This window comes from Brevibacillus parabrevis (assembly GCF_003710905.1).
GTDB lineage: Bacteria > Bacillota > Bacilli > Brevibacillales > Brevibacillaceae > Brevibacillus > Brevibacillus parabrevis.
This window is the reverse complement of record NZ_RHHV01000019.1, coordinates 69,425-87,786: the sequence shown is the minus strand read 5'-3', so window position 1 is coordinate 87,786 and position 18,362 is coordinate 69,425. Positions and strand designations below refer to the sequence as shown.

At 48.1% G+C, this 18,362-nt stretch carries 21 protein-coding genes and 1 pseudogene; 8 read left to right on the top strand and 14 right to left on the bottom strand.

From position 1 onward, the window contains the following. The first annotated feature begins 57 nt into the window (after nucleotides 1-57). The 3 genes from EDM60_RS24040 to EDM60_RS24030 all read left to right on the top strand — a co-directional run bounded on the left by EDM60_RS24040 (nucleotide 58) and on the right by EDM60_RS24030 (nucleotide 1,858). Nucleotides 58-780, top strand: coding sequence for a DsbA family oxidoreductase (locus EDM60_RS24040; protein WP_063230443.1), 723 nt, complete (start codon nucleotides 58-60; stop codon nucleotides 778-780). Nucleotides 781-798: 18 nt separating this feature from the next. Next, nucleotides 799-1,284 carry an Rrf2 family transcriptional regulator gene (locus tag EDM60_RS24035; protein ID WP_122966196.1) on the top strand — a complete coding sequence of 162 codons (486 nt, stop codon included), beginning with the start codon at nucleotides 799-801 and terminating at the stop codon, nucleotides 1,282-1,284. 94 nt (nucleotides 1,285-1,378) lie between these two features. After that, on the top strand, nucleotides 1,379-1,858 hold the full coding sequence (locus tag EDM60_RS24030) for an ankyrin repeat domain-containing protein (protein ID WP_122966195.1): 480 nt from the start codon (nucleotides 1,379-1,381) through the stop codon (nucleotides 1,856-1,858). Nucleotides 1,859-1,937: 79 nt separating this feature from the next. Here the strand turns inward: EDM60_RS24030 and EDM60_RS24025 are convergent, their stop codons facing one another. The 5 genes and pseudogenes from EDM60_RS24025 to EDM60_RS24005 form a co-directional block, all read right to left on the bottom strand. Then, entirely contained in the window at nucleotides 1,938-2,384 is a 447-nt protein-coding gene (locus EDM60_RS24025) for an NUDIX domain-containing protein (RefSeq protein WP_122966194.1), read from the bottom strand. Nucleotides 2,385-2,463: 79 nt separating this feature from the next. After that, complete coding sequence (locus EDM60_RS24020) at nucleotides 2,464-3,045, bottom strand: GNAT family N-acetyltransferase (protein WP_122966193.1); 582 nt, start codon at nucleotides 3,043-3,045, stop codon at nucleotides 2,464-2,466. A 193-nt stretch (nucleotides 3,046-3,238) separates the two neighbouring features. Then, entirely contained in the window at nucleotides 3,239-3,766 is a 528-nt protein-coding gene (locus tag EDM60_RS24015; protein ID WP_122966192.1) for a DinB family protein, read from the bottom strand. A 36-nt stretch (nucleotides 3,767-3,802) separates the two neighbouring features. Next, on the bottom strand, nucleotides 3,803-4,678 hold the full coding sequence (locus tag EDM60_RS24010) for a radical SAM/SPASM domain-containing protein (protein WP_122966191.1): 876 nt from the start codon (nucleotides 4,676-4,678) through the stop codon (nucleotides 3,803-3,805). 276 nt (nucleotides 4,679-4,954) lie between these two features. After that, nucleotides 4,955-5,620 (bottom strand): annotated as a pseudogene (locus EDM60_RS24005) (ABC transporter substrate-binding protein); the annotation flags it as partial. A gap of 52 nt (nucleotides 5,621-5,672) precedes the next feature. On the opposite strand from EDM60_RS24005, the gene EDM60_RS29270 reads away from it, so the two are divergent. Continuing rightward, nucleotides 5,673-5,909 carry a hypothetical protein gene (locus EDM60_RS29270; protein WP_229049829.1) on the top strand — a complete coding sequence of 79 codons (237 nt, stop codon included), beginning with the start codon at nucleotides 5,673-5,675 and terminating at the stop codon, nucleotides 5,907-5,909. Between the two features lie 96 nt (nucleotides 5,910-6,005). After that, a complete protein-coding gene (locus EDM60_RS23995) occupies nucleotides 6,006-6,770 on the top strand; it encodes a GNAT family N-acetyltransferase (RefSeq protein ID WP_122966190.1) in 765 nt (254 codons plus the stop codon). A 129-nt stretch (nucleotides 6,771-6,899) separates the two neighbouring features. On the opposite strand, the gene EDM60_RS23990 is transcribed toward EDM60_RS23995, so the two are convergent. Further along, complete coding sequence (locus EDM60_RS23990; protein ID WP_122966189.1) at nucleotides 6,900-7,445, bottom strand: TetR/AcrR family transcriptional regulator; 546 nt, start codon at nucleotides 7,443-7,445, stop codon at nucleotides 6,900-6,902. Nucleotides 7,446-7,698: 253 nt separating this feature from the next. Between EDM60_RS23990 and EDM60_RS23985 the strand changes: the two genes are divergently transcribed. Both EDM60_RS23985 and EDM60_RS23980 read left to right on the top strand, forming a co-directional pair. Further along, nucleotides 7,699-8,598 (top strand): alpha/beta hydrolase, encoded by a 900-nt coding sequence (locus EDM60_RS23985; protein ID WP_122966188.1) that lies wholly within the window; start codon nucleotides 7,699-7,701, stop codon nucleotides 8,596-8,598. Nucleotides 8,599-8,788: 190 nt separating this feature from the next. Beyond that, a complete protein-coding gene (locus EDM60_RS23980; protein ID WP_122966187.1) occupies nucleotides 8,789-10,738 on the top strand; it encodes an AraC family transcriptional regulator in 1,950 nt (649 codons plus the stop codon). A 68-nt stretch (nucleotides 10,739-10,806) separates the two neighbouring features. Here EDM60_RS23980 and EDM60_RS23975 read toward each other — a convergent pair whose 3' ends face one another. From EDM60_RS23975 to EDM60_RS23965, 3 genes are all read right to left on the bottom strand, one after another. After that, nucleotides 10,807-11,439: a restriction endonuclease gene (locus EDM60_RS23975; RefSeq protein WP_174769203.1), complete on the bottom strand. Its 633-nt coding sequence runs from the start codon at nucleotides 11,437-11,439 to the stop codon at nucleotides 10,807-10,809. Between the two features lie 138 nt (nucleotides 11,440-11,577). Next, nucleotides 11,578-13,905, bottom strand: coding sequence for an ABC transporter permease (locus EDM60_RS23970; RefSeq protein WP_409362247.1), 2,328 nt, complete (start codon nucleotides 13,903-13,905; stop codon nucleotides 11,578-11,580). Then, complete coding sequence (locus EDM60_RS23965) at nucleotides 13,905-14,609, bottom strand: ABC transporter ATP-binding protein (protein ID WP_122966186.1); 705 nt, start codon at nucleotides 14,607-14,609, stop codon at nucleotides 13,905-13,907. The genes EDM60_RS23970 and EDM60_RS23965 overlap by 1 nt, the downstream gene beginning before the upstream one ends. 266 nt (nucleotides 14,610-14,875) lie before the next feature. Here EDM60_RS23965 and EDM60_RS23960 point away from each other — a divergent pair, with 266 nt between their 5' ends. Beyond that, on the top strand, nucleotides 14,876-15,448 hold the full coding sequence (locus tag EDM60_RS23960; RefSeq protein ID WP_122966185.1) for an MOSC domain-containing protein: 573 nt from the start codon (nucleotides 14,876-14,878) through the stop codon (nucleotides 15,446-15,448). A gap of 173 nt (nucleotides 15,449-15,621) precedes the next feature. Here EDM60_RS23960 and EDM60_RS23955 read toward each other — a convergent pair whose 3' ends face one another. The 5 genes from EDM60_RS23955 to EDM60_RS28425 all read right to left on the bottom strand — a co-directional run bounded on the left by EDM60_RS23955 (nucleotide 15,622) and on the right by EDM60_RS28425 (nucleotide 18,283). Next, complete coding sequence (locus tag EDM60_RS23955) at nucleotides 15,622-15,987, bottom strand: DUF6713 family protein (protein ID WP_122966184.1); 366 nt, start codon at nucleotides 15,985-15,987, stop codon at nucleotides 15,622-15,624. A gap of 304 nt (nucleotides 15,988-16,291) precedes the next feature. Beyond that, complete coding sequence (locus tag EDM60_RS23950) at nucleotides 16,292-16,603, bottom strand: hypothetical protein (protein WP_141254130.1); 312 nt, start codon at nucleotides 16,601-16,603, stop codon at nucleotides 16,292-16,294. Between the two features lie 13 nt (nucleotides 16,604-16,616). Next, nucleotides 16,617-16,952 (bottom strand): hypothetical protein, encoded by a 336-nt coding sequence (locus EDM60_RS23945; RefSeq protein WP_122966182.1) that lies wholly within the window; start codon nucleotides 16,950-16,952, stop codon nucleotides 16,617-16,619. 201 nt (nucleotides 16,953-17,153) lie between these two features. Next, nucleotides 17,154-18,104, bottom strand: a complete 951-nt coding sequence (locus EDM60_RS23940; RefSeq protein ID WP_141254132.1) for a phage/plasmid replication domain-containing protein — start codon at nucleotides 18,102-18,104, stop codon at nucleotides 17,154-17,156. Continuing rightward, entirely contained in the window at nucleotides 18,101-18,283 is a 183-nt protein-coding gene (locus tag EDM60_RS28425; RefSeq protein ID WP_141254134.1) for a hypothetical protein, read from the bottom strand. Before EDM60_RS28425 ends, EDM60_RS23940 begins: the two co-directional genes overlap by 4 nt. Nucleotides 18,284-18,362 lie beyond the last annotated feature (79 nt).

The following is an 18,362-nucleotide window of genomic DNA, read 5'->3' as shown; positions in this document are numbered from 1 at the left end:
ATTGCAGTTTACGGTTGGCCTGTCGGCAAGAGCCGTTGAATAAGAGGAGGATGTACGATGAAAGTAGAAGTTTGGTCTGATTTTGCCTGCCCGTTTTGCTATATTGGCAAGCGTCAACTGGAAGGAGCTTTGTCGCAGTTCCCGAACAAGGATCAAGTCGAGGTTGTTTACCGCAGCTTCCAGCTCGATCCAACCATGGAGCGCGATACGAACATGGACATGCATCAGGTGCTGGCGTCCAAATACGGCATGTCGCTTGAGCAAGCAAAAGGCATGAATGACCGTGTAGCTCAACAGGCAAAAGGTGTCGGTCTGGACTATTACTTTGACACGATGATTCCGACGAATACGTTTGATGCGCACCGTCTCGCCCACTATGCGGCTACTCACGGCAAAATGACGGAGATGAAGGAAAGACTGCTGAAAGCGTACTTCACGGAATCGCTGCACTTGGGAGATCACGAAGTATTGGCGCAGCTCGCTTCCGAGGTTGGACTGGACAAGGCGGAGACGCTCGCCATGCTGGCCGGAGACGAGTACAAAGACAAGGTGCAGGAAGACAAGCAAAGAGGTGCCGATCTTGGCATCAACGGCGTGCCGTTCTTCGTTTTCAACAACAAATACGCGGTATCCGGCGCGCAGCCTGGAGAAGTGTTCCTGGGAGCGCTGAACAAAGTATGGGAGGAAGAACAGGCTGCTGCCCCTCTCCAGTTTGTCGGCCAGGATGAAAAAGAAAAGACAGCCGGGGACAATTGCGCGGACGGTTCCTGCAAGCTGTAAACGACAGGTTGTGTGAGCATGAAGCTGAATCGAATTGATCAGATAGCCAAGCCGCGCTTTCGGATTGCTGTTCACGTACTGGTCTGGCTCGCCCAGAGTGGCGGAGTGCTGTCGAGCGCGACGATTGCGGCCCAAGTCAAGACACATGCAACTTTTTTGCGGCGTGTCATGGCCCAGTTGACCCGTGCCGGTATTGTGGAGGCAAAAGAGGGGCGCGTTGGTGGCTACTATATGACGAAGTGCCCGAAAGAGTTGACGCTGGCCGATATTTACCGTTCTCTCCCGGAAGAACGCGAGGAAGACAGCCAGGAAGAGCTGGATTGCGGCGAGGTTGGCGTGCAGCTCGATCGGCATTTGGAGTCATTGATGAATCAGGCTGAGCAGCAGCTAATCTTGTTCCTCGGGCGGTATACGCTGGCAGATGTCATGGACAGCATCGGCTTTGGCCAGGTAGAACCGAGCGAAGAATTGCTGGAAATCAAAAAGGAAGGCCGACTCTTGTAATGGGAGTTGGTTTTTTTGTGGAAAAAACAGGATATTGCATTTTTTTGCCGAAGCGTTTTGCAGAAGAAGTCCAAAGGAAAAGGAAGAGAGCGCAATGGCATATACATTCGAAGATTTGTACGAAGCAACAGAAATAGACGATTTCGATGAGGTCAAACGGATCTTGCAAAAGCAGCCCGATTTGATTCATGGCAAGGATGAGTATGAGTTTTCCATCTTGCATGCGGCGGTGATGACTGAAGACGAAGAGCTGCTTGAATGGTTGATCGCAAAAGGTGCCGACGTTCACGCCAAAAACGATGAAGGCATCACGCCGCTGCACATCGTCTTGTACCCGGAGATTGCCGCCCTGCTGATTCGGCATGGGGCGAATGTCAACGCTGCGGCGCATGACGGAAGTGCCCCGCTGCACACACAAGTGTCTGACGGGGAGGAACGGCTGGATGTCATCGAGGTGCTGCTTGCGCACGGAGCGGATAAAACGCAAAAGGACGATCGTGGTCAGACTCCACTCGATATTGCCCTTGAACGCGAGGAAAAAGAGATCGCTCAATTGCTTGGACAAGCGGAGTAAGGCTCGGATTGGTTTGGGAAAAGCTGCGCTGATTTACTGGCGCAGCTTTTTGCTTTGCCTTGTTTTGCTTGGCAATCGATTACATATGGCTTGGCGCTGCCGCTCTTTTTTGCAGCGCTTCAATGGCAGGCAGCGTAAAGCAAGCGAGATTTGCGGGGAGGTTGTCCAGAGCGAACCATTTGACTGCCCCGATGGCCCCGCCTTCCTCCATGTTGCGAGCGACCCCGTCCTTGACCACGACTTCGTAGATGGCGGACACCCAATGCTCTCCTGCGTCAGCCTGAATCGTTTCCGCCATGCAGAGCAGGCCGACGATTTCCACATCGAGGTCGACTTCTTCTTTTACTTCCCGAATAACACAGGCTTCCAACTGCTCGTACGGATCGATTTTTCCGCCGGGGATGCTCCAGGTGTCCTTTTGCGGATTCCGATTGCGCCATACAAGCAAAATTTCGTTGCGCTCATTGCGGATGACCGCGCCTACTCCCAGTCGGGGCAGGGTTTCATTGGTTGTGTTCATTGTCATAACTGTGCTCCTTTTGTGCGTAAAAATTCAGCGACGGCATCGTGATCTTGCCGGATCACCAAGGAATGGCAGCCGTTTTTTACCGAAGACGGGTTTCCGTCAACGGATAGTGGCTAAGCACATGTTGCTTGAAGGTCGCATAACTGCACTCGTATACATGGGAATCGTGGTCGCTTTCGCACAGAAGAGTCATCCCGAGACGGCGGGCAAACCGATTGCCGGCAGCTGTCAACGTATCAATGATGATCGAGTGGACGCGAGTGCCGCTTCGTTCGACCTCATCCAGCACGTCGAGATAATGGCGGAGCATGATAGGCAGGGCGCCACTTTTCCGATAAGCATCGGCGACAACGACGCAGGACAAATAGTAATGGGCTGACTCGCCAGGCAGCTTCGGATCGTCGATATCTGCTGTGGTCATGAGGCTGTCGTTGAAACGCCCCGCTGCGATCTGCTCGTAGATGTGTTTCTTGACTGGAAGCAGATTCATGAAAGCGACAATCCGTCCGTCATCCTCCATGGCGACGATGCTGTCAGGCCGATAGCGATACCAGTTATAGCTTTCCTCGTACGGCGTGATGAACTCGGCGTCATAGTAGGCAAGCTCCAACTGCTCCATCTGCCGAAAATGCTCCAATTGCAGCTGCTCTTGTTTTTTCATGGTTGTGCTCTCCTTGATCAGACTCGATGATGCGTGCATGGTGCAAGGCTGTCTGAAGCCATCGGGTGTTGGAAACTAACTAGCATTTTAACATAGAGCGGAAGCCGTTGTGAAAGAATGGAAAACATTCCGATCAGAGAGTGAGTCATGAAAAAAGAGGGGGAACGGCTCCCCCTCACGAAAAAGTTTTCCGTTATTTGTCCTGCAAAATACCGAGGTACTCTTTCCACGGGCCTACGTCTGTCGTGTATCGTTTTGCCATCACGCGAACGATTTGGGCGATGTGCGTCAAGTCGTGGACGACCCAGGTGGAGATCAGCTCCCGCGCTTTTACCGGACCGAATGCCGGGTGCAAGCCGGTCAGCTCCAGATGCTGGTCGGGATCAATCAGCTCGGTCAGTCTGGCGATATTTTGCAGGCGAATCGTCTTGAAGTCCTGCAATTTTTCTTCCAAAGATGTCTCGGCCTGATTGTTCAGATGGGCAAAACGGTCAAACGGAGGGAACGGCTCGCTCTCGCCCGCGAGCAAAAGATGTTCCAGTCTCGGTATCCAATTCGTTCGTTCCGCTTCGATCAGGTGCTCCAGAACTTGTAGCGGGCTCCACGTATTTTCGCCTTCCGTGCAGTTGAGCCATTCGCTCGAAAGTCCTCCGAGAGTATGCTGCAACGTCTGCGGTGTGCGCTCCAGCATTCGGGTAGCCTCACGCATTGTGAAATTCATCGAATCGCCCCTTCTGATCCGTATCCGGATAAGTGTTTATGCGCCAAAACGCTGGCGATACCCACAGCGTTTGCACAATTCCTCGACAGCTTCCCTCCGTGAAAACCCTTCGACGATGGCATTGGCCCGCTCGCCTTCCACAATATCGGTAAACGTTGTCTGCTGAATGTTGCCCAGCTTGATGACTCCTTCGCCGTCTAGACAGCAAGGAACGACTGTCCCGTCGACAAGAATGGCAGCCTGACTGCGCAGCGCGTGGCAAAAGCCGCGGCCCTCGTCGCTTGGAGCTGTCATGCTTGGCCACTGAAACTCGTGATCCTGATTCAAATATACGCGCTCGGCGATTTTTACGCCGCTGCCGGGCACGACTTTTTCTTCAATCTGGTAGTCCAGGCCAAACTCTTTTTCAATCATCTCCAGCGTCTGGCGGTTTCTGCTCTTTTGAATGTTCGTGATGTTGTCCTGGGTCAAATTCCAGAGGCGAAAGGAAAAGATGACGTTGTGTTCCGCAGCATCGCGGACAAAAGAGAGAATTTCCCGCAAGTAGCCTTCGCGGTCGGTGGAACCGATATGGCCGTCAAAGCTGTGCAGGGAGAAGTTCATTTGCCGCAGGGCAGGCTTCCCCAACAGCTTATGCCGATTTTTCGCGATCAATGTGCCGTTGGTCGTGATGTTGACCTTGAAGCCTTTTTCGTGGCTCACGTCGAGCATCTCGTCGATTTTGGGATGCAGGAGCGGCTCTCCTTTTACATGCAAGTAAATATGCCGGGTATGCGGCTTGATCTCATCCAGCCGTTTTGCGAAGTTTTCCACCGAGATAAACGTAGCCTTGCGCTCGGTCGGCGGACAGAACGTACAGGCGAGATTGCAAATACTCGTGATCTCTATATAAACTTTTTTAAATGTTTTCAAGATCGTGTCTCCATTCCAGTTGTCCTTTGTTAGTAGGCAGGTATACCTCACATAGTAACATAGGAGGGGAAAGAGGGGGAGCGGTGTATTATGGCGGGAAGTGCTGCCACTGGTTGAAAATGCCTGGCTGCCGGGAAGCGGATGTTTCCTCTGCAATGAGGGCGCGGCATTCCATGTGTCTCAAAAAAACAAGAAGTAACCGTCCGCCAAAGTCCAGCGAGTCGGTTACTTCTATATATAAAGGTATAAAGGGAAACGATCAGCCTATCGCGCCGTTTATTTTTTCACGCTTTCAATATACTTGGTCAGGTACTCCTTCACTTTTGTCGGATCGGCTTTCAGCTCATTGCCTGTTTTCACGAGCGGGCTGACGGTCGAGAAAGCTTTGAGTTTGTTGTTTTTATAGAACTGTAAGATTTCATCCTGATTGATCGAATAAAGCACAGCTTTTCGCAAATCCTCGCTTTTGGCGACTTCCCGGTTTTTCGTGTTGAACAGCAAATACGTCACGCCGTTGCTTGGCAGAGTTTGCAGCTTCAGCTTGCTTTCGCCTTTGACAATATCGTACTTCGTTTCCGGCACGCCGTAGTACACATGAATTTCGCCGCTGCGCAGGGCGGAAAGCGAGCTGTCTGCATCCTTGATAAAGCGGACGGTAATTTGCGAGACTCGCGGTTCATGCTCGGTGCCCTTCATGTAGCCAGGGTTTTTGTAGAAGACGCCTTCGTAGTCGTTTTTGTAAGCCAAAATATACGGGCCGCTTGCATACAGCGTGTTGTTGTACTTGTCGCCTTCCGTTACCGTATTTTGATCGCCATACGGGATGTCTTTGTTTTTATCAAAAGTGGCCACGTCGTACGTGTTGATTTTCTCGACTTGCTGCTTGGATACGATGCCTCCCGACTGGTGAGCCAAATAGTTCAATACTTGAGGGAAAGGCTCGACCCTTTGGACGTAATCACGTCGTCATCGGCATGAATATACGAAGACTTTGTTGGCGGTGATTCCGATTCCCGATCCGCAGGTTGAGGCGAAGAAGAAGAGAGTGTTGGTGGAAGAGCAGGCGGGAGTGGACAAGTACAACCTGGAGCATTCTGAGCTTGTCGAAGTATCGAAAGGGCATTGGGGGAATGCGGGCAGATGGTTCCCCTCCAGCATACATGGATGGATTGATTTCGCGGTGCCCCGTGTCTTTGCGCAGCAGATTTCAGATGGCTTCGCTCTATGTTAAAATATCCCTGTATTTCCATATCGCTTTTCGTTCTAGTCTTTCATTTCGTGACTAGCCACTCATGGATGAGGAGCGAAACAAGGGAGGCGGATTACGGTGGAGTTTCTGTCATTGACGAAACATAACATAGAGTCTGAACACATCTGCTGTGCATTGGGTGCCAAACAATACGAGCAGGCAGTTGCGGAAAAAAAGGACTGGCTGACCGCGCGCATGGAAGAAGGGCTCGTTTTTTACCGCCTGAACGAACGGGCGAAGGTTTTTATTGAATACTTGCCTGCGGAAATGGCCTGGGCACCGATTGAAGCGCCCAATTACATGTATATCAACTGTTTGTGGGTTTCAGGCAGGTATAAAGGCAAAGGATACGCCAAGCAGTTGCTGGATCATTGCAGAGCGGATGCCGTCAGCCGAGGGATGGACGGCATCGTGCATGTCGCGGGGCGGAAAAATTACCCGTATTTAAGCGAGAAGCGTTTCTTTACACATATGGGATTCGCGGTCGTCGACGAAGCGGAGCCGTATTTTCAATTGTTGGCTTGGAAGTGGAACGAGCAGGCTGCCGCTCCAGCTTTTGCGAAGCGGGAACCGCTTTTTTTACAGCAGAAAGGCGTGGTCATTTTCTACACGGCGCAATGTCCGTTTGCTGTGGGCGTATTGGATGAGCTTGCGAAAGTGGCGAGCCGAAAAAATGTTCCTTTCCGTGCTGAGCGGATTACCACCAGGGCAGAGGCGCAACAAGCCCCTACGATATGGACGACCTTCGGCTTGTTCTACAACGGAGAGTTTGTTACGCACGAGATATGGAGCGGAAATAAATTTGAGAAATGGCTGGATGAGCTTCACGCCAGCCGCAATTGAGTTTGGCAGAGAAAAAGGGAAAGGCAGGAGGACGGCTTCTGCTTTTCCCTTTTTCTTATAGCTGCAAGGGCAAGAGTGGATACGGGCGACCTGCGCAGGAGCCAGCAGCAACATTTTCAAGTCGCTTCCTCACAAATTCCGCTCCAACAATCTCCCCATTTGTTCAGCCAAAACCTTTTGCGAGACAGGCCGATTATTTGCAAACCACCATTCCACCAGCCCGACCAGGGCGGAAGCTACAAACTGAATGATCACTCCTTGATCAAACCCCTGATTTTTCCCCTCGGTTACATTCACTTCTTTTTTTACTTCATCAATGAGATAGTCCAGAAATCGCGTGCGGAAATAAGGTGCTCCTTTACTGGTGAGCATCAGCGAAAAGAAAGCGTAGTGTTCTTCAAAGTATCTGCTCCAGATTTCGGTGGCTTCGATAAACTCCAGTTCGGAAGAAGATTCGCACAGTGTCCGGAGCTGTTCGATGTGGGCCTCGATCAGCTTGTCCAGCAAGTCGTACTTGTCCATGTAGTGCAGGTAGATCGTGCCCCGGCTTACGTTGGCTTTGTCGGAAATGTCCTGAATGGTAATGGCATCGAAACTTTTTTCCGCCATCAGCTCAATGACCGCTTTTTTTACGGCTTCTTGTGTTTTGAGGATGCGTCTATCCACCTTCGCCATGAGTTGTCACCCATCTTTCTATCGATCATGTACAAATGATATCGATTTGTTCAGTACTAAACAAACGGCAGGAATCTAACAATTGTAGATTTGCTAGACATATTTATAATAATAGACATATGTTTAATAATATATCAACGTTTATTATCTTTTGCCGCACGAAAGTTACTGACGGAAGGAAGGGCGCTGGAAGAGCTTGACTGTATTCAAATAAAAACCTTCTATAATAGACGAACGATAAGGAGACTTCGACATGAAAACATCGATCACTTTTAAAAATGGTCTTTTGCATATGGCAGGCGATCTGTACTTGCCAACCGATTTTGACGAAGCGAAAAAGTATGCTGCGGTCGTGACTGTGCATCCAGGCGGAGGCGTCAAGGAACAAACGGCTGGCCTGTATGCACAAAAGCTTGCCGAGCAAGGATATGTTGCACTGGCATTTGATGCGTCTTATCAAGGGGAAAGCGGTGGCGAGCCGCGCCTGTTGGAAGATCCTTTTGCCAGAGTGGAGGATGTTCGCAGCGCGGTAGATTATTTGACCACGCTTCCGTTTGTCGATGCGGAAAAAATCGGGGCGCTTGGCATCTGCGCAGGCGGCGGTTATGCCGTAGCGGCGGCGCAAACAGAACGCCGGATCAAAGCGGTGACGACGGTCAGTGCGGTCGATATCGGTGCGATGTTCCGCGGGGAAGACAGTGCCGCGGCATTGCAAACACTCGAAGCAGTAGGGAAACAGCGCACGGCAGAAGCAACAGGCACCGAAGCGATGTTTTTGCACTGGGCGCCGAACTCGCTTGAAGAAAGAGCGCAAGCAACTTCCGTGCTCATGCAGGAAGCTTACGACTACTACCGGACTCCTCGTGCGCAACACCCAAATTCTACAAACCGCTTCCTGTTCAGCAGTCTCGACAAGCTCATGGCGTTCTCGGCAACGACCAATATCGGCACCTTTTTGACGCAGCCGCTCCTGTTGATTGCAGGAAGCGAAGCAGATACGCGCAGCTACAGCGAGCAATTTTTCGCTTTGTCGAATGGGCCGAAAGAACTCTTTTGGGTAGACGGCGCAACACATATCGCGATGTACGACATTCCTGAGTATGTCGCGCAAGCGGTAACGAAATTGACGGCGTTCTTTGGTGAAAATCTGTAAGGCTATAAGTATGCATGCAGAAAAAGGCTAAGCCCCCGCTTCCAACGGTGCTTGGCCTGTTCTTTGTGTTGGGCGATGCAAGCAGCCAATCAGCTGCTGCTACAATCAATTGGACAGCGCTGGCTAAGGTCTAGTAGACTAAGAAGCAAAACAGACAGAAACACGAGTGGACTTGAGGGGAGGGGCCTTGGTGGATATAGACGAGCATTTGCGGCTTTGGGATCACGCTACTGTCAAAATACTGGATGTCCGGCAGGTGATGCTGGACCCGCACGAGAAGCGATCTGCCTACAGGCTGCCCGCCAGCTTTTTTCTCCTGGTCACTCGTGGACGCGCCTATGCAGCCGTGGACGGGGTTTTGCAAATGTTTGCACCGTTCAAGGTTGTGCACGGTGGCAAAGGGACACAACTGGAGATCGTCCAGACGCTTGAGGCACTGGAATACTATCTGATTTGCTACAAGGCGACAATGCCGCTCTCCTGCAAAAGCGAGCTGCTTCAGGCATTGGAACAACATCGGCCTTTTCATGCCCCATTTGCCATGGAGCCGCGTTCCCCTCTCGCGTTGCTTGATATCGTTCAAAATATGCAGGGACTTGTCGGGCAAGAGGGCCAATGGGAAAAATTGCGGATCAAGTCGTTGTTCTATCAATTTCTGTTGGAAGTATACGGACAACTGCGGGACGATCACAACCGAGTCACGACAACCGATCCCGTCACACAAGCCATGACGTATATGAAAACGCATTTTGCCCAACCGATCACAGTCGAGTTTCTGGCAGACATGTTCGGTTTGAGTCCTGGATACATGGCAAGACGCTTCAAAAGTCGCACAGGAACAAGCGTCATCGAATACGTGATTCAGATTCGCATTCAGCAAGCGAAAACATGGCTTTCGCAAACAGACGCTTCCTTGCAAGAAATTTCCTCGCGGATCGGGTACGAGGATGTGTATTATTTCAGCCGGTTGTTCAAAAAACGCACAGGACTGTCGCCAATCGAATTTAAAATGTCCCAACGTCAGCATAATCCATCTGCAAGGTCAGAATCGTCTATTGTCCCACTTTCGGCTCACTGGTATATTGATGATGTTAATAACGAGAATCATTATCATTATCTTGTGAAAAGAAAGGACCCTTCTTCCATGTACAAAATGACGAGATCTTCCTTGCCTTTAACCGGACTGTTGAGCCTGCTGCTGTTCCTGTCCGCGTGCTCGGGCGGGGCAAGCCTGAATGCCCAGCCTGTCAGCAGTCAAAACGCGAGCAGTGCAGAGGCGCAGACAAAATCGGCAGAGCAGGCGGTGGCGCAAACGAAAACGGTCAGCACGATTTTCGGAGACGTAGTGATTCCCGCCAAGGCGAACCGAATTGTCACGAACAATTTGTTGTCGTCGATTTTAGCTGTGGGAGTAACACCAGTCGGCGCACTAAAGCCTTACATTGACAACCCGTTCATCTCCCAGGATGTGGCTGGTGTCGAAAGCATCGGTGAGGAATGGACGGTATCGCTGGAAAAAGTCGTTGCTTTGTCTCCCGACCTGATTATTATTGATACGAACGACAAGAGCGAATACGAGAAGTACGCGAAAATTGCCCCTACCGTTGCCGTTCCGTTCGGGACGTTCAAAAACGATCATGAGGAAGTCCGCTATTACGGCAAGCTGTTGGGGCGTGAAGCCGAGGCGGAAGCGTGGCTGGCCGAATACGACCGCCGGGCAGAAGCAGCGAAAAAGAAAGTCGAGGGGCTGTTCCCCGCCGGAGAGACTTTTGCGCTCATGCGCTGGGAATCCGACTTCCGCATTCTCGGCAACAGATGGGGCAGGGGTGGACAGGCGATCTACGATATTTTGCAGTTGAACCCGCCACCGATCGTGAAGCAGGAGCTGTGGGGCGACACCCAGCAACTGTCCATCTCCGAGGAAGTGCTGGACAAATACGCTGGCGACCACATTTTTATCGTCAGTGGCAAAGACAACCGCCAGTTTGAATCGAACCCGATGTGGAAGCAGTTGAAAGCGGTCAAAGAAGGCAAGGTCTACTGGTTCGAATCGGAGCGCTACTCCTATTGGGACCCGATCACGACGATTGCCCAAGCCGAAGAAATCGCGGATATGCTGGTGGCGAAGTATCGGAAGTGATGGGGTGTTTGCCGGGAGGAAAGAAAAGCTGTGTGCGAAAGCCCAAGCAGGGGATCGTGCTTGGGCTTTTAACGATTTAACACCATTTTTTCGGCTTTTTTATCTTTCTTCATTTCGGTAGCATCGTTTGTATATTCTGACCACGACTCTAAAATAACGCGCGGTTCAGCTTCAATTATATCTTTTACCTTTTCGATCTCTCCTGCTTTGAATAATTGAATCATTTTAATGAGATCATGGCGATCAATTAATTTAACATAGTTAACTCCTGCAAGCGTTTCACTTGGACCTGTGAAGCTTGAAGAAGTAATTACAATCGATTTTTTTGCTTTGTAGTACCGCATAGAAGTGTAAATTTGCTGTACAGCGTCGAGCCCTACGTGGTTATCGATGCTGTACCTTTTGGCTTGAATGACATTTCGAATGCCTGAGCGATCAGTGAAAACTAGATCGGCGCCAAAGTCGCCTTTTCCAATCGTCTTATAAACGCCTTTGTAGTTCAAAGCTAGGAACAATCGATATAAATACATCTCAAATTCCGAACCATCTTCCATTTGATCAATGTGATTGATATCGATAAGTAAAGGATCGATTTCCTTTTTAAAAGGCTGCGTGATTGGGCTTTGTGTCCGTTTCCTGCTTATGAAAAACACGATTAAAATTAGAGCAATAACAATAATACTGATTAAAATGTAAATCATAGTTGTCTCCTCTATAAGATATGGTCTAATTTACCTTATTTCGCCAAAAATCTTCCATACCCTCTGTAAAATGACAAAAAAGAAACCTGAGTAGTCTAGGCTTCTAATTTGCCCTACCTATTGCAGTGCGTTCTCAAGCTACTCCACACTCTTCAACGACCCGATCATATCAATCCTGCCAACCTTCCGTTTCAGCAGCAAGTTAGACAAAAGCGTAAGCAAAAACGCAAGCGCAACAGAAGCGACTAGCACAAATACATTCAATTGATCAGGAATCTGTTGATGGCTGCTGGACAGTGCTTTCACGATCATCCGATAAACATAGCCGCTGAGCGGCAGAGCGACAATGACCGCAAAGGCGGTCAGGATCATGTTTTCCCAAAAGATCAGCCGGTTGATTTTATGTTTCGGATAGCCCAATACTTTCAAGGTCGCAAGCTCGCGGTTCCGTTCGTAAATGTTGATGGAGGATATGGTGTAGATCGCGCCAAAAGACAGGATGATCGCGCAAACGATAAACAGGATAAAGACAAAACTGTTTTGCTGCAAAATATATTGTGCCGATTTCTTCAGATCGTTTTTATCCGCAATCGCATCTACCCGATGATCCTGCTCAAAAAAGGTGCGAACCGTTGCCAGGTTTGTCGGGCTGGCTCCTTCCACCAAAAGCGTGTTCGGGCTGTAGTCTATGCCAAAGCTCTGCAAATAGGCTGGCGTGCTATAAAACGCCGGATTCGAATACTGTGTTGATACATGTAAAACCTTCATATCTACCCACATTTTTTTCAACTCGGGTGCGGTGAATTGCACTTGGATGGTATCGCCTTCGGAAATACGGTATTTGTCCGCGTACGATTTGGGTACGAGAACGCCGTGATCTTCCAGAGAAATTTTATTCCCGTTTTCGTCGAAGAAATGAAGCAGGCTGTTGCTCTTTTCCGTAACAACGAAAGTGGCATTTTCTGTTTCAGTGCCTTTTCTAAACGCAACAGGAAAAGTTGCCAAAAAATAGCCGCTTTTGCTGCCAGGAGGCAACTTTAGCTGTTCTAGAGACGTGCCTTTTGCAAAATCGACGCGCAAATCGTACGTGTAAACCTCTTCGATTTGGCTTGCTACTTGCAGCAAAGCTGTCTGCGTGCCGAAAGCAGCGATCAGTAACACCGTGCTGATCACAACGCCAATCGAGCTTGCCAAAGCCTTTTGCTTGTTTAAAAATATATTACGCAAAATGAGCTTGTAGCTGTAGGACAGCCGATTCCAAACACCCGGGAACCTTTCTATCCACAGTTGTTGCATCGTTTTGGGCGGTTTGGGACGCATGGCTTCGGCTACGCGTTCTTTTAAAATGCTTCTGCCACTCAAATAACAGGACAACATGCCAAAAACACTGGAAAAGAGGAGGGGCGGGAGGACAGAAAAAACAGACATGGAGTAGGTGATACCAGGCAGAGAGTAGGCTCGCGCGCTCGAAGCAGTTACTAAGGGAACGAAAACAATAGCGGCAACGACGCAACCGATGATGGAACCTGCGATAGCGACCAGGACGGGATACCCCATGTAATGAAGCATGATCGTTCTTGTCGGGACACCCAAGGCTTTCATAATGCCAACTTGATTTCTTTGCGAATCAATCAGTCTCGACATGGTCAGAAAAAGAATAATAGCTTCAATCAAAAACAGTACAAAAGGGATAACTTTGCTCATTAATTTGTTGTTGTGAATCGTCTGATTAATTTTTGAGTAGCTGAAAGTCCGCTCTTTACTGATTTGATCCACATAAGCAAGGTGGCTGGACTGCGCTTCGATAGATTTGCCCAAGCTGTCGATATCGTAGCCATCCTGCGCATCGATCATCACCTCATTGTAAGAAAAGCCGCCTGCGATTTCGGGTATCGTCGCTTCGGCAATATAGCCGATTCCGTACGCTTGATGATCTTGAATGTCGTTCTTTTTCGCATGCTCGACGTTCTCGCCCAAGCCGCTGATGGTAAAGCTCACACTTTTTTCGTTCGCACGCAAATGGATTTGCTCACCGATCTGCAGCTGATTTTCTTTGGCGTAATGGGAGTCTAGCATGATTTCATTCTTTTTGTCCGGGATACGCCCTGCAATCAAAGTGGGCGTGTTTATTTCATTTCGCACAGGGATGGAGTGAATTTTTAGCGAGGTGTTATGACCTGCAATCACTTGTGTGGCGTCAAAGGTGTAGCGTCCTTCGATTTTCTTGATTCCGGCAATGCTGCTTAAATCGGCCAACTCGTCTTTGGAGATTTGTTTGTACGACACATATAAATCGCTTACATGATGTTCTTTGAAATAGCTGTTCACAAAAGCGCTCAGATTATCGCTGTACGTGGTCAGCCCCGCATAGAAAAAAGCTCCAACCGCTACTACCAAGACCAAGGCGATAAATTGACCGATGGATTGCCTGATATCCCTTGTTAGCTTCCAAAATAATTTCATCATCACCACTCGATCCCTTCAACGCTTTGTTTGCGATGATTAACGGTCACGCTCTCGATCATTCCGCTTTTTACCTTGATGATTTTATCGGCCATCGGCGCGATTGCAGAATTATGCGTGACCAGCACGACGCACTTTTTGGTTTCCTGGTTCAAATTTTGCAGGAGTTTCAGGACGGATTTGCCCGTCTCATAGTCCAAAGCCCCAGTCGGTTCATCGCAGAGCAGCAGCAGCGGGTTTTTCGCAACAGCCCTGGCAATGGCAACTCTTTGCTGTTCGCCGCCAGAGAGCTGGGAAGGGAAGTTTTTGAGCCGATGGCCTAATCCGACCAGTTGCAAAATGTCTTTGGCCTTCAGATGGTTTTTGCATACTTCCGTGGCAAATTCAACGTTTTCCAACGCAGTTAAGTTGGGGATCAGGTTGTAAAATTGAAACACAAAGCCAACTTTTTCAGCCCGGTACTGCGTTAGTTTTGTCTCGTCGAATCTCGTAATTTCTTGGTTGCCGACAAACACCTGGCCAGAAGTAGCGGTATCCATGCCGCCAAGTATGTTCAAAATCGTGCTTTTTCCCGCGCCACTTGCCCCTAGAACCACGACAAATTCGCCTTCCGCGATGGAAAAATCAACCCCGTTTAGCGCCTTGATCGGGACTTCGCCGATTTTGTATTCTTTTGTGACGGCTTTGAATTGGATTAGCTGTTTCATTGAGTGCCCTCCATGAATAATGCATATGAATCCATAATATACCAATTTGTTGGAGGGACATCCTGCACCCGATGTAATTTTGTATCAGTCTTAGGGAGGAGTATCGTTTCACGATTATGCTTTTTCTTCCTAAAAAAGGAGCCATTCATGATACACTGTGAGGAATGGGGCGAAACAGGGGTTAGCCAGAAGACTGTGGGGGAAATATTCAAACATTTGCGGCAAGCATTCGGAGCATAATCGCCGATCACTGAGAGGAGAATTGTATGAAAACATACGCAGCATCAGTTGAAGCTATACTTATCGCTGACAATCCCGAGACTTTCGTCACACGCCGTATCCCCGAGACAAAGCTGGAGTTCGGAGGCATACCGGGTGACCGACATTTTGGCGTGACTTTCGGAGCAGACTCCCGTCAGACGATGTATCCGCGTGGAACCGAAATCTTGAACCGTCGCCAAATCACGGTGGTGTCCCAAGAGGATTGCGCCATCATCGCCGAAAACTTGAAAGTTCCGTTTGTTTTGCCCGAGTGGCTGGGGGCTAATCTTTTGATAAGCGGATTTCCTGATTTGACAAGCCTGACGATGGGCTCGCGAATCCTGCTGCCGAGTGGAGCGGGTCTTATTTGTATGGGAGAAAATCTTCCCTGTGTCCATCCCGGAGAAGAAATTCAAAAAAATTACGATGCAGAGGCACACCCAAAATTGGCCGGACGCTTTGTAAAAGCGGCATTCAAGCGCAGAGGGATTGTTTGTGCCGTCGAATGTCCCGGCACGATCAAGCTGGGGGACCAGGCTCAGATTCTCGTGAATAACCTTGCCAATCCGATGCAATAAATCATGTTGCTGCGCTGGCGAATGTTCATGAAGTAACGAAAAAGGTGGTTAAACCCGAGAAGCTTCAAGAGGTTTAGCCACCTTTCTGGTTTGTATTTTTCACCGCAAACTGACAGACTCTGCAGGTGTTGAGGGCGTATGCGCGACTTGACGTGACGGATGGCGCGGTAAGGTCAAAACAGCATTAACCCGAGCAGATGCAAGACTCCCAATACGCCCATTGGATAAATGAGCAATCTTGAATACGTGTTCGTAAAGTTATTGTTCGGATGCTTCTCAAAGAAATAGTGGATGATCGAGTGAAAAATGAGAAACACATCTATGATGATGAAGGAAACGATTTGTTGACTGATAAACGAATACAATAAGATGGCATACAGGGGAAGATGGAGGATGGTAAATACTTTGAAGGCGCGGCCATCGTCCATATCTTTCAGGATGGCGAACATTTTCCATTCTTTGGCCCTGATTGCGTCCATCTCGTGCAAGAGCAGGAGAGAGAAATTGATGGAGAAGATTACGAGCAAGACCGATGACAAAATGGCCACCCTCTTTCATTGCTGATTACCTACATTAAATCATGTTGAAATCTGCCAAACAAATGAAAGAATGGTGAATGTTGTGTTGGAGGAAACTCGGGGTCAGCGCCAATCTGCTTCTCGCAATGGTCTGATCCACCAGCAAAAAGAAAAAGGCTAAACTCCCATTGCCGATTGAATCAAGGGAGTTAGCCTTTTAGCTTATTTCAAAGTCTACAACGTCACCGACTCCACATGACTAAAGTGTGCAATTAGAACACCGAGATGCACTACCAACTATATAATCACTATCAAGTGGTGGAAATTAAATATTTTTTTCTTGATCTTTTTTCGCCATAAACATTCCCATTATTATCATAAAGACTACCTGAAATCCTTCAACTATTGCATTTGCAATTACCGCTCCATGCCACCATGGAGTTGTAAAAAAGGCACCAAATACTCCAAAAATAATATATGTAATCAAGCCATTCGTTAGTTGGCCCGACGACACTCCTAACAAAAGTATAATCAACAATAATATTGCAGTTACATAGAGAGCCCACTCTGTCTTACCTAACCATCCGTATAATCCAAAGCCAAAACATGCAGCTTGCAATAGAATTCCCATTCCCATATTCCCCACCCAATTAAGCATTGTATCCATTTATGTTTTTTCGAGCTTGTTTAACACCAAGCAACAAGCCGACAAATGGGATTAAATATAGCAAGGAAAAGGGAGCAAGTACACAATATAATATAGTTAGCCACCAGGATTGCTTCAGGAAGCGAGACAGTCGAAATACAAAATAGATAAATAATATCTTTCCAGCCAGTGTAGCGATAATTGCAAAACTTTGAATAGTTAAGATCATTTCCTCAGTAGCAGTCATTTGCATAATTCTGAAGGATACCCCAATAACTAACAATAAAAAGAAGCCAAATAAGAAAATATTCCTTTCGTTTGTAATTTTATCATTTGTCATGTAACTGCCTCCATTCTATAAGTTCTCCCAAAATATAGTTCTACTTCGATTTGTTGATTCCTTCCATTCCATAAACGATTACTATAGCGCACCTTTCCCACTATTTTGGATAGAATGCGTATTGGTGTGGATGCTAATACATGGGAAATGCCCAGAAACCGCACCACGCACCGATTTCTAGGCATTATTGAGAAAGCGAAGCTAGGACAAATTCAAGAAACTAAGATCAAGTGGGGGTAGTTCTTTGTCTGAAAAGAATGGAGCTATCCCTACTTTTTTCAAATCGTCCATCCTTCTCGTCAATGTAGAAGGCGTATAGCTCTTTCTGACAAATTCCTGTCCGTATAGATCATTAAGAAGAATAAACCCCATCAATTGCTCAGCTTTTACTATTCCATAGGCATCAATGAGTTGGTCTGCCTGTTCGAGTTTATTGGAGGTTTGGAATACTTTGTCCACGCCTATCTTCTGTAAATAGGTTGCTAGTATTTGCTTGGCAACCTTCTCACACAGTAGCTCCCCCGCCCATCTGTTCGCGCTGAATTTCTTTAGTAGTCTGCTGTTCCTGATGTTACACTCAAACCGTAACATCCCGTTAGCCGCTTCAACGATCTCTTTAGAGGCATTCCTTGCCAATACCTCCCTTTCCTTATCGTAAAAACTCATTCTAATACTTTTGTTCATCCATTCCACGGTTTCTCTATCCCCGTAAACTCTAGTCGTATATTTTGGAACGTGTATTTGTCCGAATACATCAATGTACTCTCTGACTGCCCCGCCAACTTGAAAATTCCAGCATACGTCCATTCGTGTCACTGTCCAATACGCCGAGTCATGGCGGGGAAGAAGGTAGAAGGCTTCCCAAAGGTGATTGTTCAGCTTACGGAAGAAAATCGGTATGTCACTATCCTTAATCATTCGTACATTGTTCCCATACAAATACTTCGGAATGGAGACCTCAACAAGTAGGCGACGAGTATTAACATTAAATTTAATGTACAGCAGAGAGCCTTTCTTTTTATACTCACGAACTTCACCTAGCATCCCTGTGTCATCAGGATGCTCATAAGTATAGGTGTGAGTCCATGGCAGGGAATCTATCTTGTTGTAATCAATCAGATAGTCTCCATACATTCTTACAGTATCAATCATGGCTTATTTGTCGATTTATTCAAATTTGGTGTAGTTGTTGATGGTGTTACAGCATCCTCATTCTCCCCGCCACAAGAATCGTTTTTCCTTTTCTCCATATTCCAACAGGTTAAGATGGCTGATTCCATCAAATCCTGTATGCTTCCTGTACCACTAAACACTCTCGTTACTTTACTCATCCCTTTTCCTCCTCCATTCCGCATCAAAGTTGGTCAATTTTTCCCTGTCCGTATCACAACGCCCCCGCACCTAATTGCT

Coding starts and splice junctions, on each gene's coding strand:
- EDM60_RS24040 (WP_063230443.1), top strand. CDS start 58: ATGAAAGTAGAAGTTTGGTCTGATTTTGCCTGCCCGTTTTGCTATATT.
- EDM60_RS24035 (WP_122966196.1), top strand. CDS start 799: ATGAAGCTGAATCGAATTGATCAGATAGCCAAGCCGCGCTTTCGGATT.
- EDM60_RS24030 (WP_122966195.1), top strand. CDS start 1,379: ATGGCATATACATTCGAAGATTTGTACGAAGCAACAGAAATAGACGAT.
- EDM60_RS24025 (WP_122966194.1), bottom strand. CDS start 2,384: ATGACAATGAACACAACCAATGAAACCCTGCCCCGACTGGGAGTAGGC.
- EDM60_RS24020 (WP_122966193.1), bottom strand. CDS start 3,045: ATGAAAAAACAAGAGCAGCTGCAATTGGAGCATTTTCGGCAGATGGAG.
- EDM60_RS24015 (WP_122966192.1), bottom strand. CDS start 3,766: ATGAATTTCACAATGCGTGAGGCTACCCGAATGCTGGAGCGCACACCG.
- EDM60_RS23990 (WP_122966189.1), bottom strand. CDS start 7,445: ATGGCGAAGGTGGATAGACGCATCCTCAAAACACAAGAAGCCGTAAAA.
- EDM60_RS23985 (WP_122966188.1), top strand. CDS start 7,699: ATGAAAACATCGATCACTTTTAAAAATGGTCTTTTGCATATGGCAGGC.
- EDM60_RS23975 (WP_174769203.1), bottom strand. CDS start 11,439: ATGATTTACATTTTAATCAGTATTATTGTTATTGCTCTAATTTTAATC.
- EDM60_RS23970 (WP_409362247.1), bottom strand. CDS start 13,905: ATGATGAAATTATTTTGGAAGCTAACAAGGGATATCAGGCAATCCATC.
- EDM60_RS23965 (WP_122966186.1), bottom strand. CDS start 14,609: ATGAAACAGCTAATCCAATTCAAAGCCGTCACAAAAGAATACAAAATC.
- EDM60_RS23960 (WP_122966185.1), top strand. CDS start 14,876: ATGAAAACATACGCAGCATCAGTTGAAGCTATACTTATCGCTGACAAT.
- EDM60_RS23950 (WP_141254130.1), bottom strand. CDS start 16,603: ATGGGAATGGGAATTCTATTGCAAGCTGCATGTTTTGGCTTTGGATTA.
- EDM60_RS23945 (WP_122966182.1), bottom strand. CDS start 16,952: ATGACAAATGATAAAATTACAAACGAAAGGAATATTTTCTTATTTGGC.
- EDM60_RS23940 (WP_141254132.1), bottom strand. CDS start 18,104: ATGATTGATACTGTAAGAATGTATGGAGACTATCTGATTGATTACAAC.
- EDM60_RS28425 (WP_141254134.1), bottom strand. CDS start 18,283: ATGAGTAAAGTAACGAGAGTGTTTAGTGGTACAGGAAGCATACAGGAT.